Raw genomic sequence first — 12,190 nt, 5'->3', positions numbered from 1 at the left:
GAGCGTCGCGGCCGTGGCGACGCCGACGATGAGCCCGTCGCGGCGCAGGATCGCGCCGGCGCCGATGAAGCCGACGCCGGTCAGCACGCCGAGCGGCAGGCGCATCGGGTCGATGGCGGCGAAGGCCTGCGGCTCGCGCCCCGTGGTCCCGATGAGGACATTGGCCTCGATCATGGCGAGCGCGGCGGCGAGCGTGACGAGCGCCGTCGTGCGCATGCCGGCGGCCTTGCCGCTTTCGCTGCGGTTGAATCCGAGCGCGATTCCGATCGCCACGGCGGCGGCGAGCCGCGCCGCGACGTCGCCCCAGTCGACCGCGGGCGTCATCGGATCGAGACGCAGGTCGAGCATGCTGGCGAGGAAACTCTGGCTCAAGCGCGTCTCCGTGGGTTGCGCGACGCAACGCCGCGCTCGACTCGCCGCCCGGCGCCGCTAATATGGCGCGCGCGGCGCAGCCGGGACGTCAGAAAACCGGCGGCCGCGCAGGGCGGGGTTCGTCAACCGGAAAGGCCATCCATGTTCGGCTTGAGCGCACTCGACCTCGCCCGCATCCAGTTTGGCTTCACGGTCTCGTTCCATATCATCTTTCCGGCGATCACCATCGGCCTTGCGAGCTATCTCGCCGTGCTCGAGGGGCTCTGGCTGTGGACGAAGGAGCGCGCCTACCGCGACCTCTACGTCTACTGGTCGCGCATCTTCGCCGTCTGCTTCGCCATGGGCGTCGTCTCCGGCATCGTCATGGCCTATCAGTTCGGCACCAACTGGAGCTATTTCTCGGGCTTCGCCGGCGGCGTCACCGGCCCGCTGCTCGCCTATGAGGTGCTGACCGCCTTCTTCCTCGAGGCCGGCTTTCTCGGCGTCATGCTGTTCGGCTGGAAAAAGGTCGGGCCGGGGCTGCATTTCTTCGCGACGCTCATGGTCGCGGCCGGGACGCTCGTCTCGGCGAGCTGGATTCTCGCCTCAAACAGCTGGATGCAGACGCCGGCCGGCTATGAGATCATCGACGGCCGGGTCGTGCCGACCGACTGGCTCGCGGTCATCTTCAACCCGTCCTTCCCCTATCGCCTCGTCCATATGGTGCTCGCCGCCTATCTGGCGACGGCGCTGTTCGTCGGCGCCGCCGGCGCCTGGCACCTGCTGCGCGGCGAGACCACGCGCCGCGTGCGCATCATGTTCTCGATGGCGGCATGGATGGTGCTCGTCGTCACGCCGATCCAGATCTTCGCCGGCGACGCGCATGGCCTCAACACGCTGGAGCACCAGCCGGCCAAGATCGCCGCCATGGAGGGCCACTGGCGCAACGGGCCGAAGGACGAGGGCATGCCGCTCTATCTCTTCGGCTGGCCCGACATGGAGAAGGAGGAGACGCTCTACAAGGTCGAGATCCCGCGCCTTGGCGGGCTGATCCTGACCCATCAATGGGACGGCCAGATCAAGGGGCTCGCCGAGTTCCCGGCCGCCGACCGGCCCAATTCGACCGTGGTGTTCTGGACCTTCAGAATCATGGTCGGGCTCGGCTTCCTGATGCTGCTGCTCGGCCTCTGGGGCGGCGTGCTTCGTCTTTTTGGCGCCCTTTACGACTCGCGCCTGTATCAGCGCTTCGCGCTGGCGATGGGGCCGGCGGGGCTCGTCGCCATTTTGGCCGGCTGGCTCACCACCGAGATCGGCCGCCAGCCCTTCGTGGTCTATGGCGTCATGCGCACGGCCGACGCCGTCTCGAACCACTCGGCCACGACCATGAGCGTGACGCTCGCGGTGTTCGTCGTGCTCTATTTCGTGGTGTTCGGCGCGGGCGTCGCCTACCTCCTCGCCCTCGTCGGACTCCCGCCCAAGGACCAGGGCCCCGACGCGCCGCAGGCCCCGACGGGCGGGATCGACCTTTCGGGCGGGCCGCTCATGGAGCGCCCGGCGCGGCCGCTCTCCGCCGCGCCGGACGTCCAGATCTAGACCCCGCCCGGGACCGCTGCGCCCGAAATCCTGTCGGCCGCGGCCGACGCCGAACGCCAAGAGGCCGTCATGGGCATAGACCTTCCCCTGCTTTGGGCCGCGATCATCGGCTTCGGCCTGATGATGTATGTGGTGATGGACGGCTTCGACCTCGGCATTGGCGTCCTCTATCCCTTCGTGAAAGGGCATGACGAGCGCGACGCCATCGTCAATTCGGTCGCCCCCGTGTGGGACGGCAACGAGACCTGGCTGGTGCTCGGCGGGGCGGGGCTGCTCGCGGCCTTTCCGATCGTCTATTCCTTCGTGCTCAGCGCGCTCTACATTCCGCTCGCCTTCATGCTGGCGGGGCTGATCCTGCGCGGCGTCGCCTTCGAGTTCCGTTTCAAGGCCGACGGCGAGCGGCGCGAGATCTGGGGCACGGCCTTTTCGCTCGGCTCCTATGTCGCGACCTTCTTCCAGGGCGCCTCGCTCGGCGCGCTGATCAACGGCTTCGAGGTCAAGGGGCCGGCCTTCACGGGCTCGGCGCTCGACTGGGTCACGCCCTTCAGCCTGTTCTGCGGGCTCGGCCTCGTCGTCGCCTATGCGCTGCTCGGCGCGACCTGGCTCGTGATGAAGACCGAGGGCGACCTGCAGCGCCGCATGATCGAGCTGACGGCGCCGGTGGCGGTGGCGCTGCTCGGCGTCATCGCCGTCGTCAGCGTATGGACGCCGCTTGGTCATCCGGCCGTCGCGGCGCGCTGGTTCACGACGCCGAACCTGTTCTTCTTCCTGCCGGTGCCGGCGCTGGTGCTCGCCTGCGTGCTGGGGCTTTTGCGCTCGCTGCGCGGCGAGCCGCACGCCGCGCCCTTCCTGCTCGCGCTCGTCATCCTGTTTCTTGGCTACAGCGGCCTCGTCATCAGCCTGTGGCCGCACATCATTCCGCCGGGCCTGACCATCCATGAGGCGGCCGGCCCGCCGCAAAGCCTCGGCTTCACGCTCGTCGGGGCGCTGTTCATCACGCCGATCATCCTGACCTACACCGCCTGGTCCTATTACGTGTTCCGCGGCAAGGTCGAGGTCGGGGTCGGCTATCATTGAGCGCGCCGGAGACGGAGGCTTCGTCCGGCCCGCGCCTGTGGCTGCGGCGCGCGCTCTGGCTCGTCGCCATCTGGGCGATGAGCGTCGCGGCGCTCGGCGTCGTCGCGCTGCTGCTGCGCCTCGTGATGACGGCGGCGGGGCTCAGGACGCATTGACGGGGCGTTGACGCGCAGCGCGCAGGCCGGAGCCTCACCAGGGAACTTCGGCGCCGCGATGGTCGAGATAGCGCGCCGGGCCGCTCGTCCCCATCGCGCCGATCAGCGTGGCGCAGACGCCCCGCGCGCTCTCCTGCGCCGACAGCGGGGCCTCGGGCCCGCCCATCTCGGTGCGCACCCAGCCGGGGTCCATGAGCACGACGGCGCGCGCCCCGCCGGCGCGGGCCGCGAAGGAGCGCATCATCATGTTGAGCGCCGCCTTCGAGGCGCGATAGGCCTCGAAGCCGCCGCTCTCGTTGCGCGCCAGGCTGCCGAGCCCCGAGGACATGGCGCCAATGACGCCGCCCGCCGGGACGAGGTCGTGCAGCGCCTCGACGACGCGCAGCGCGCCGAACGCGTTGACCTCCATGAGCCGCAGGAAATCCTGCCGCGCCGCCTCGCCGATCGGCCTTGACGGAGAGTCGATGATCCCGGCGTTGACGAACAGCGCGTCGAGGCGGCCCTGCAGCCGCGCCCGCAGCGCGGCCGGGCCGGATTCGCTCGCGACGTCGAGCGTCGCAGTCTCGAGCCAGGCGCCGGCGCGTTCGGCGAGCGCGGGCGTCGGCTGGCGCTCGGTGGCGACGACGCGCCAGCCGCGCGCCAGAAAGGCGTCGGCGAGCGCGAGGCCGATCCCGCGCGAGGCGCCGGCGACCAGGACGGATTTCGGCTCCTGCGCCATGGTCTTATCCCATCGTCGTCCAGGCGGGGTCGAACCAGCGGTCGGCCTCGCCGTCATAAGGCAGCTTGGTCACGTCCCAGTGGCGCACGAAGCGGGCGTAGGCGGCCCACACCGGCGGGCCGCCGCCGACGAACAGCACGCGGCCCCTGAAACGCGACAGGATCTCCAGCGGATCGTCGGTCGAGCGGATCGCGAGCAGGGTGCGCTCGGGCCGCGCCCAGTCGGGAAAGGAGTCGATGGTCTTCGGCCCGGCGATCAGCGCATGGCCGCGCGTGAGGTCGAAGAACCGCGCGACGTCGGCCCTGTATTCGCGCCCCGGGTTCCCTTCCCAGGGCAGGCGTCCGTGAAGCCCCAGTTGCCCGCGCCGCCCGATGGCGCAGATCACCCGCACGTCCGGCATGGCCGCTCCCCTCCGTTCGATCGCCGCGCTTGTAGCGCCGCCGCGACGGCGCGGGAAGCCGCGGCCTAACTTTCTTTCGCCGGATAGATGATGATCGAAAGATAGGTCATCGGCAGCTCGGTCAGCTCTTCGGGCCCATGCGGCGCGGCGGCGTCGAAGAACAGCGTGTCGCCGGGTTCGAGCGGATAGGAGCGGTCGGCGTGGCGGTAGAGCACCCGGCCGGTCAGCATGTAGATCAGTTCGACGCCGGCGTGCTGGAACGAGGGGTAGGGGCGCGCCTCTTCGGAGAGGCGGATGAGATAGGGCTCGACCTCGACCTCGGCGCCGAGCGAATGGCCGAGCAGCTGGTAATGATGCCCGGCCTTGGTGCCGCGCCGCTCGATCGAGACGCCCTGGCCGGCCTTCACGAAGGAGCAGTCGTGATGCTCCTCGAAAGGCGTGAAGAAGGAGGACAGCGGCTGGTTCAGCGCGCGGGCGAGAGACTGCAGCGTCGACAGTGAGGGCGAGATCTGGCCGTTCTCGATCTTCGAGAGCATGCCGGTCGAGAGACTGGCCGCCGCCGCGAGTTCGCCGCCGGTGATGTCGAGCCGCTTGCGATGCATGCGGATCTGGGCGCCGATCGCCTCCTCGAGGGTGCGCGTGGCGACGCGCGGCGCCCCGGAGTCGGTGTCATATTCGGCGTCCTGAGCGCGCGTCTTGTCGGATTTCGTCACCGCATGCTCCAGAAAGCGGCGCCGGCGGCGAAGGCGCCCGGACGCCGCTTTTCCATAAAGGTTAAGCGCGCGCCGCACAATGAAAGCAGGCTCGCGAAGGCGTCCCGCAAGTTTAGTCTTTAAGTCGTATGAGCGCAAAACAGGCGCGCCGCGCGTCGAGAGGAGCGACGCGCGGACGGGCCTTCGTCGCGCCGTCGGGGCGCGTTTCCGCGCCCGCGAAGGATTGCGGAAGCTGGCCCTTTGGGCCAATGTGCGCACCTAGGCAACAATAAGGCGCGCCCGTCGCGCCGCCGCAGGGGGGCATCCGGCTCATGGCTTTTCAAAGCTACGAAGAGATTCAGCAAAATCCAAAATATCAGGAGCTCGTAAGGAGACGGTCTTCGTTCGGCTGGACCCTTTCGATCATCATGCTCGTCATCTACATCGGCTATATTCTGCTCATCGCCTACGCGCCGCATTTTCTCGGCACGCGCATCGGCGACAGCGTGATCACCATCGGCATTCCGATCGGCGTCGCGGTCATTCTCTCGGCCTTCATCCTCGTCGGCGTTTACGTCGGACGCGCCAACGCGCTCTACGACGGCCTGATCCATGACATCGTCGAGGAGGCGCGCTGATGAAAACCAGGCACAGCCTCCTCGCCGCCGCGGCGCTCGCCGCGCTTCCCGCCGCGGCCTTCGCCGCCGGTCCGATGGCCGAGGGCGCCAAGCAGGCGACCAACTGGTCGGCCATCGGGATGTTCCTCGTGTTCGTCGCCTTCACGCTGGGCGTCACCTACTGGGCGGCCAAGCAGACGAAGTCGGCGGCGCAGTTCTACTCGGCGGGCGGCGGCATCACCGGCTTCCAGAACGGCATCGCCATCGCCGGCGACTACATGTCGGCCGCCTCCTTCCTCGGCATCTCGGGCCTTGTCTATCTGTCCGGCTATGACGGGCTCATCTATTCGGTGGGCTTCCTCGTCGGCTGGCCGATCGTCACCTTCCTGATCGCCGAGCCGCTGCGCAACCTCGGCAAATACACCTTCGCCGACGTCGCCTCGTTCCGCCTCGGCCAGACCGAGATCCGCGTGCTCGCCGCCTGCGGCTCGCTCGTCACCGTGGCCTTCTACCTGATCGCCCAGATGGTCGGCGCCGGCAAGCTGATCCAGATCCTGTTCGGCCTCGACTACTGGATCGCGGTGGTCATCGTCGGCGTGCTGATGATCGTCTATGTCACCTTCGGCGGCATGCTCGCCACCACCTGGGTGCAGATCATCAAGGCGGTGCTCCTGCTTTCGGGCGCGACCTTCATGTCGGGCGCGGTGCTCGCCCATTTCGGATTCAACCTCAACGCCATGTTCGCCAAGGCGATCGAGGTGCATCCCAAGCACGCCGCGATCATGGAGCCCGGCACGCTCGTCTCGAACCCGATCTCGGCGATCTCGCTCGGCCTCGCCCTGATGTTCGGCACCGCCGGCCTGCCGCACATCCTGATGCGCTTCTTCACCGTCTCCGACGCCAGGGCGGCGCGCAAGTCGGTGTTCTACGCCACCGGCTTCATCGGTTATTTCTACATCCTGACCTTCATCATCGGCTTCGGCGCGATCACGCTGGTGCTGACCAACCCCGAGTTCATCGACCAGGCGACGGTCGCGACCAAGGGCGTGCTGGCCTCGCTCAAGGGCGGCAACAACATGGCCGCGGTGCATCTCGCGAGCGCCGTCGGCGGCAACCTGTTCCTCGGCTTCATCTCGGCGGTCGCCTTCGCGACGATCCTCGCGGTGGTGTCGGGCCTCGCCCTCGCCGGCGCCTCGGCGATCAGCCATGACCTCTACGCCACGGTGCTGCGCAAGGGCAAGGCGAACGAACAGGACGAGATCAGGGTGTCGAAGATCGCCACGATCTGCCTCGGCCTGCTCGCCATCGTGCTCGGCATCGTGTTCGAGAAGCAGAACGTCGCCTTCATGGTCGGCCTCGCCTTCTGCATCGCGGCCTCGTGCAACTTCCCGGTGCTGCTGCTCTCCATGTTCTGGAAGGGCCTCACCACCAAGGGCGCGCTGATCGGCGGCTTCCTCGGCCTGATCTCGGCGGTCGTCATGGTCGTGCTGTCGCCGGCCGTGTGGGAGGTCACGCTCGGCAATCCCAAGGGCACGGCGCCGTTCCCCTATGAGAACCCCGCGCTGTTCTCGATGACCATCGCCTTCGTCTCGATCTGGCTGTTCTCCGTGCTCGACCGCTCGAAGCGCGCCGAGATCGACCGCGCCGGCTTCCCGGCCCAGTTCGTGCGCTGCCAGACCGGCATCGGCGCGGCCGGCGCCTCCTCGCACTGACGTATCCCCGGGCGGGCTTTCCGCCCGGGGCCCCGCCTTTCCTCCGCCGGCCCTGAACCGGCCGGCGGAGCCCATCTCCCGCTCCTCCCGCGCCCCTGAGCGTCGCGGGGCCCGACATTCCGGCTTGAGCGCGTCAGGCGCAGGCGGCCATGCCCAACGCCTTCGACGAAACCAATCCCCCCTTCGACCGTCTCTCGCCCGCCGAGATCGAGACGCTGCGTCGCGCGCTCGACGTCGCCTATTTCCGGCCCGGCGAGGAGATCATCAGGGCCGGCGCGCCGGCCGAGGCGCTCTATGTCGTCATCAAGGGCCTCGTCGAGGAGCGCGCCGGCGACGAGCTCGTCGCCCTGCTCGAGGAAAAGGACTTTTTCGACAGCCGCGGCCTGATCCAGGGCCGCAGCGAACACGACTTCCGCGCGCGCGACGAGGCGCTCGCCTATGCCCTGCCGCGCGAGGTCGCGCTCGACCTCGTCAAGGCCAATCCGCGCTTCGCGGCCTTCTTCTATCTCGACCTCTCGCACAAGCTCGCGGCCATCGCGCGCGAGGAGGAGGAGACGACCGTCGGCGCCTTGATGCGCGCGCGCGTCGCCGACATGAACCTGCGCCCGGCGCATTTCATCGACGCCTCGGATTCGATCGAGACCGCAGGCCACCGCATGCGCGAGATCGACTCCAACGCGCTGTTCGTGCGCGACGGCGGGCGCATCGGCGTCGTCACCGGCATGAATCTGTCGAAGGCGGTGGTGCTGAAGCGCATGAAGATCGAGGAGCCGGTCGGCGGCGTCGCCCATTACGACGTGGTCTCGCTCGACCGGCAGGATTTCGTCTATGCGGCGCTGATCCTGATGACCAAGACCAACAAGCGCCGCGTCGCCGTGCGCGAGAACGGCGAATATGTCGGCATGCTCGAGGACATCGAGCTTTTGAGCTTCGTCGCCGGCAACGCCCAGCTCGTCGCCGGGCGCATCGACCGCGCGCAGGGCCTGCCCGACCTCGCCCTCGCCGCGCGCGAGATCGGCGGGCAGGTGCGCATGCTGCGCCGGCAGGGCGTCAAGGTCGAGGTCGTCGCCGAGATCGTCTCGGACCTCAACCGGCGCCTGTTCGCGCGTCTGTTCGCGCTCCTTGCGCCGGCCTCGATCCGGGCGGCCGGCTGCCTCATCGTGATGGGAAGCGAAGGCCGCGGCGAGCAGACCGTGCGCACCGACCAGGACAACGCCCTGATCCTGCGCGCGCCCGTGCCCGAAGCCGAGCTCGACGCCTTCCGCGCGAGCTTCACCGCCGCGCTCGAAAGCTTCGGCTTCGCGCCCTGTCCGGGCAATGTGATGGTGCGCAACCCGATGTGGTCGCAGACGCTCGACGGCTATCGCGCCGCCTTCCGCCGCTGGACGGCCCTGCCGGACGAGGCCGCGCATATGAACGTCGCGATCTTCTATGACGCCGTCGCGGTCGCCGGCGACGCGAGCCTGCTCGACGCCGCCAAGGCCGACCTCATCGCCGCCGCGCGCACGGGCTCGACCGCCTATCTGTCGCATTTCGCGCGCGCGACCGAGGCCTTCCCGATGCCGATCGGCTTCTTCAACAATCTCCTCACGCTCGACGGGCGCGGCGACGCGGTCGACCTGAAGAAGGGCGGCGTCTTCCCCATCGTGCATGGCGTGCGCAGCCTCGCGCTCGAGCGCGGGCTGACCGTCACCGGCACGGTCGAGCGCATCGAGCAACTCGTCGACCTCGGGCGGCTCAGCCGCCAGCTCGGCACCGAGCTGACCCAGTCCTTCTACCTGCTGACGAGCCTCAGGCTCGACGCGCAGCTCGCGGCCGAACTGGCGCGCACGTCCTCGCAGAGCGCGCTCGTGCGCCCGGCCGAACTGTCGAGCCTCCAGCGCGACCTGCTGCGCGACGCCTTCCAGGTGGTCAAGCAGTTCCGCGACATCGTGCGCCGCCATTTCAACCTCGGCATGTTCTGACCCCGATGATCCCGCGCGCGCTGAAGCGGCTGTTCCACCAGATCTCGATCGGCGACCAGTCCTATCGTTTCATGTTCAGGCCCGGGCCGCCTGACGAGGCGGTGGCCTTCGACTGCGAGACGACGGGCCTCGACGTGCGGCGCGACGACGTGATCACCATCGCCGCCGTGCGCATCAAGGGAAACCGCATTTTGACGAGCGAGCGCTTCGAGGCCGTGGCGCGGCCCGAGGCCCGCATGAACGCGCAGGCGATCAAGGTGCATCGCCTGCGCGAGGCCGACGTGGAGGCGGGCAAGCGCATCGAGACGATCCTGCCGCAGTTTCTGCATTTCATCGGCGGGCGCCCGCTCATTGGCTATTACGTCGATTTCGACGTGCGCATGGTCGACAAATATCTCGTCGGCCTGCTCGGCATCGAGCTGCCCAATCCGCTGATCGAGGTCTCGAAGCTCTATTACGAGCGCAAATATGGCGACGCGCCGCCGGGCGTCTCGATCGACCTCTCCTTCAAGTCGATCCTGAAGGACCTCGACCTGCCGGAGCTCGACCAGCATGACGCCTTCAACGACGCGCTGATGACGGCCATGATCTATCTGAAGCTGCGCGACATGAAGGAGCGCGGCGTGCGCATCCCCCGCCCGCGCCAGCAGGGCGGCGCGCATCATCATTCGGGGGTGGGGTAGCATTCCGTCGGGCGACGCCCGCCTGAAGACGCTAACAGGCGCCGGCCGAAGGCCCGCGGATCCTGAAATGGAGCCCGCTGCAAGGCTGCGCCGAATATTGCGGACGCATCGGCGTGTGGATGTTCAATTCGGGCGCCGACCGCTGGTCGACGAGAGCATAGCCTGCGTCCGTAAGCCGGGCGATGAATTCGTCGCTGTCATAAAGCGTGCAGGCGACGCGGACGGGCCCCGCGTCCTGCACGGTCGCGGCGGTCTCGCCCCTGACCAGCGGCGTGCGATTGACGAAGATGTATCGTGGCGGCGAGCTGAGCTGACGGATCAGCTGCGCGAGCGGCGTCGCGAAATTATGCAGCGAGCCCCAGGCGATGAACACGTCGGCGCCTTCGGCCTGGCGCCCGTCGTCGCAGGATTCGATCTGGCGCGTCAGGTCGCGGCGCGGGGCGTCATGCGCGCGGCGAGCCAGTCGCGCCCGGCCTGCGAGATCGCGCGGGAGCGCCGGGTCTCCTTGTCGGTGAGGACGAGCACGCTTTCGGCCCGCGCCGCGCGGCGCCCGTTCTGGAACAGGGCCTGCTCGAGCTGGAGCGAGCTGCGCCCGACGGCGCCGACCCGCGTCGCGATCAGGACCTCGCCCGGCCAGAGCATCTCGGCGAGAAAATCGATGGAAAGCCGCGCCACGACGAAGGCCGCGCCGTTTTCGACGAGCAGGAAGTCGGGCAGCAGCGCCTGCGTGCGGCCGATTTCGAGATAGGTGGCGAAGACGACGTTGTTGACGTGGCCCTGCGGATCCTGGTCGGCGTAGCGGATGCGCTCGATCGTGCGGAAGGCGTAGTCTTCAGGCGCGTCCGAGTCTTTTTCGCGCATCGCCGCGGCCTTTCGCCGGCTGGCGTCAGCGCGCGACCACCACCTTGGCGGCGGAGGCGACGACGGCCTTCCTGAAGGCGCCCTCGATGGTCACGGCGAAATTGTAATGGGTGGGCGAAAAGGGGGCGGAGCGGAACGGCTTGTTGGAGCGCCAGCCGACCAGCACGGCGCCGACGAGCGGCTCGCCCTTGTCGCTGAAGATCACCGCGCCGCCCGAGGCGCCGTCGCCGGTTTCACAATCGAAGGAGAATTCGCGCGTGCCTTCGTCGCCGACGGAGAGCTGGTCCCTGAAGCCGCATTTCTCCATGGAGAGGCGGCGGCCCTCGCCCCAGTCGATATGGCCGCGCGCGACGAAGTCGACCGGCGCGCCGGGCGCCTGGCCGACGGCGAGGCCATAGGGCGCGACGCCGACGACGGGCTTCGTCAGCCGCGCCACGGCCCAGTCATGCACGGCGGCGACGGCGTAGGGGTCGCGGCTGCCGGCGACGACGCTCGCAAGGTCGACCGGGGTGCGCACCTCGCGGCCGTCGACCTCATTGACGAAGACGCAGGATTTGGCGCGGGGCTGGCCTTTCTCGTCGAAGAAGACATGAGCGGCGGTGGTGACGAGGTCGTCGGTCAGGGTGAGCTGGCCCGCGCCATGGGCGCCGCCGCATTCGATGAGGCCCGAGGCCGCGAATTTGCGGCGCAGCTCGGCGGCGGGCAGGTTTTCCTGCGCGGCGAACTGCTCGACCGTGCGGCGGCTGTCGCGGCCGAAGGTGACGACCTTGTGAATTTCGGCGCCCGCGAAGCCTTGCGGCGCGTCGGCGCGGGGCAGGGGGGCGAGCGGGGCGGCGAAGGCGGCGGGCGGACGGACGCAGGAGAAGGCGGAGGCGCTGGCGAGGAGGGCGAGGGTCGCGGCCCCGGGCGTAAGTCGGCCTTTCCGATTCATCGTCTCGTTTTCCTTAATCGAGGCGCCGGCGGCTTGGGGGGCGCGCCGGCGGTTTGCGCGGCTCACGTCAAGCTGACCCTTGGCGAGTTGTATGGTCAGAATGCGAACAGAAAAAGGCAGATGCGCCTCGTTAAACTGCGGCCAATGTCGTTAAGCATCCCCTAAGCGGCCGAGCCGCGGACGGCTTTGCGAGCGAAGCAAGGTTCGACGGCGTTTACCTTATGCTGCGATTGCGAAAGCCGTGGCATGCTGACGCAGGCTGGCGCACAAGCCTTGCCTTGAGCTTGCGGCGGAGTCGTCAAGATGTTAAGCTTGACAGTAACACGCCCTGTCTGGGCCGGGCTTCGCTTCGGCTAAAGCCTCGCATCGGAGGCGGCGTCGCTTCGGCAGAAGCCTCGCTTCGACGAAAGCTCGCTTCCGGCGACCGTCCCGGTTC

General features: G+C 68.5%; 14 protein-coding genes. 7 read left to right on the top strand and 7 right to left on the bottom strand.

All coding sequences use genetic code 11. The features are described from left to right. On the bottom strand, positions 1 to 372 hold a 372-nt coding region (locus ACILRB_RS13535), incomplete at its 3' end, for an MgtC/SapB family protein (RefSeq protein ID WP_395666822.1). Positions 373 to 513: 141 nt separating this feature from the next. Between ACILRB_RS13535 and ACILRB_RS13530 the strand changes: the two genes are divergently transcribed. The 3 genes from ACILRB_RS13530 to ACILRB_RS13520 all read left to right on the top strand — a co-directional run bounded on the left by ACILRB_RS13530 (position 514) and on the right by ACILRB_RS13520 (position 3,176). Next, a complete protein-coding gene (locus ACILRB_RS13530; protein ID WP_395666821.1) occupies positions 514 to 1,944 on the top strand; it encodes a cytochrome ubiquinol oxidase subunit I in 1,431 nt (476 codons plus the stop codon). Positions 1,945 to 2,013: 69 nt separating this feature from the next. Beyond that, positions 2,014 to 3,021: a cytochrome d ubiquinol oxidase subunit II gene (gene cydB, locus ACILRB_RS13525; RefSeq protein WP_395666820.1), complete on the top strand. Its 1,008-nt coding sequence runs from the start codon at positions 2,014 to 2,016 to the stop codon at positions 3,019 to 3,021. After that, complete coding sequence (locus ACILRB_RS13520) at positions 3,018 to 3,176, top strand: DUF2474 domain-containing protein (protein ID WP_395666819.1); 159 nt, start codon at positions 3,018 to 3,020, stop codon at positions 3,174 to 3,176. Before cydB ends, ACILRB_RS13520 begins: the two co-directional genes overlap by 4 nt. A 34-nt stretch (positions 3,177 to 3,210) precedes the next feature. Here ACILRB_RS13520 and ACILRB_RS13515 read toward each other — a convergent pair whose 3' ends face one another. The 3 genes from ACILRB_RS13515 to ACILRB_RS13505 all read right to left on the bottom strand — a co-directional run bounded on the left by ACILRB_RS13515 (position 3,211) and on the right by ACILRB_RS13505 (position 5,007). Continuing rightward, a complete protein-coding gene (locus ACILRB_RS13515; RefSeq protein ID WP_395666818.1) occupies positions 3,211 to 3,894 on the bottom strand; it encodes an SDR family NAD(P)-dependent oxidoreductase in 684 nt (227 codons plus the stop codon). 4 nt (positions 3,895 to 3,898) lie between these two features. Beyond that, positions 3,899 to 4,294, bottom strand: coding sequence for a dihydrofolate reductase (locus ACILRB_RS13510; RefSeq protein ID WP_395666817.1), 396 nt, complete (start codon positions 4,292 to 4,294; stop codon positions 3,899 to 3,901). A gap of 65 nt (positions 4,295 to 4,359) precedes the next feature. Next, positions 4,360 to 5,007 (bottom strand): helix-turn-helix domain-containing protein, encoded by a 648-nt coding sequence (locus ACILRB_RS13505; protein ID WP_395666816.1) that lies wholly within the window; start codon positions 5,005 to 5,007, stop codon positions 4,360 to 4,362. A gap of 311 nt (positions 5,008 to 5,318) precedes the next feature. On the opposite strand from ACILRB_RS13505, the gene ACILRB_RS13500 reads away from it, so the two are divergent. The 4 genes from ACILRB_RS13500 (at position 5,319) to ACILRB_RS13485 (ending at position 9,962) form a co-directional block, all read left to right on the top strand. After that, positions 5,319 to 5,624, top strand: a complete 306-nt coding sequence (locus tag ACILRB_RS13500) for a DUF485 domain-containing protein (protein ID WP_395666815.1) — start codon at positions 5,319 to 5,321, stop codon at positions 5,622 to 5,624. Then, the gene (locus ACILRB_RS13495; protein ID WP_395666814.1) at positions 5,624 to 7,315 is read left to right on the top strand and encodes a cation acetate symporter; all 1,692 of its coding nucleotides are present in this window, start codon (positions 5,624 to 5,626) and stop codon (positions 7,313 to 7,315) included. Before ACILRB_RS13500 ends, ACILRB_RS13495 begins: the two co-directional genes overlap by 1 nt. 149 nt (positions 7,316 to 7,464) lie before the next feature. Continuing rightward, positions 7,465 to 9,279 (top strand): putative nucleotidyltransferase substrate binding domain-containing protein, encoded by a 1,815-nt coding sequence (locus tag ACILRB_RS13490; RefSeq protein ID WP_395666813.1) that lies wholly within the window; start codon positions 7,465 to 7,467, stop codon positions 9,277 to 9,279. Between the two features lie 5 nt (positions 9,280 to 9,284). Continuing rightward, positions 9,285 to 9,962 carry a 3'-5' exonuclease gene (locus tag ACILRB_RS13485; protein WP_395666812.1) on the top strand — a complete coding sequence of 226 codons (678 nt, stop codon included), beginning with the start codon at positions 9,285 to 9,287 and terminating at the stop codon, positions 9,960 to 9,962. 31 nt (positions 9,963 to 9,993) lie between these two features. Here the strand turns inward: ACILRB_RS13485 and ACILRB_RS13480 are convergent, their stop codons facing one another. Genes ACILRB_RS13480 through ACILRB_RS13470 form a run of 3 tightly spaced genes read right to left on the bottom strand, consistent with a single transcriptional unit; the run spans position 9,994 to position 11,754 of the window. Then, the gene (locus ACILRB_RS13480) at positions 9,994 to 10,335 is read right to left on the bottom strand and encodes a hypothetical protein (protein ID WP_395666811.1); all 342 of its coding nucleotides are present in this window, start codon (positions 10,333 to 10,335) and stop codon (positions 9,994 to 9,996) included. 50 nt (positions 10,336 to 10,385) lie between these two features. After that, positions 10,386 to 10,823, bottom strand: coding sequence for an acyl-CoA thioesterase (locus ACILRB_RS13475; protein WP_395666810.1), 438 nt, complete (start codon positions 10,821 to 10,823; stop codon positions 10,386 to 10,388). Between the two features lie 25 nt (positions 10,824 to 10,848). Then, complete coding sequence (locus tag ACILRB_RS13470) at positions 10,849 to 11,754, bottom strand: trypsin-like peptidase domain-containing protein (protein ID WP_395666809.1); 906 nt, start codon at positions 11,752 to 11,754, stop codon at positions 10,849 to 10,851. Positions 11,755 to 12,190 lie beyond the last annotated feature (436 nt).

Source organism: Methylocella sp. (assembly GCF_044226135.1).
Classification (GTDB): Bacteria; Pseudomonadota; Alphaproteobacteria; order Rhizobiales; family Beijerinckiaceae; genus Methylocapsa.
Note: the sequence above shows the minus strand (reverse complement) of the source record. Positions and strands in the feature narration are given on the sequence as shown.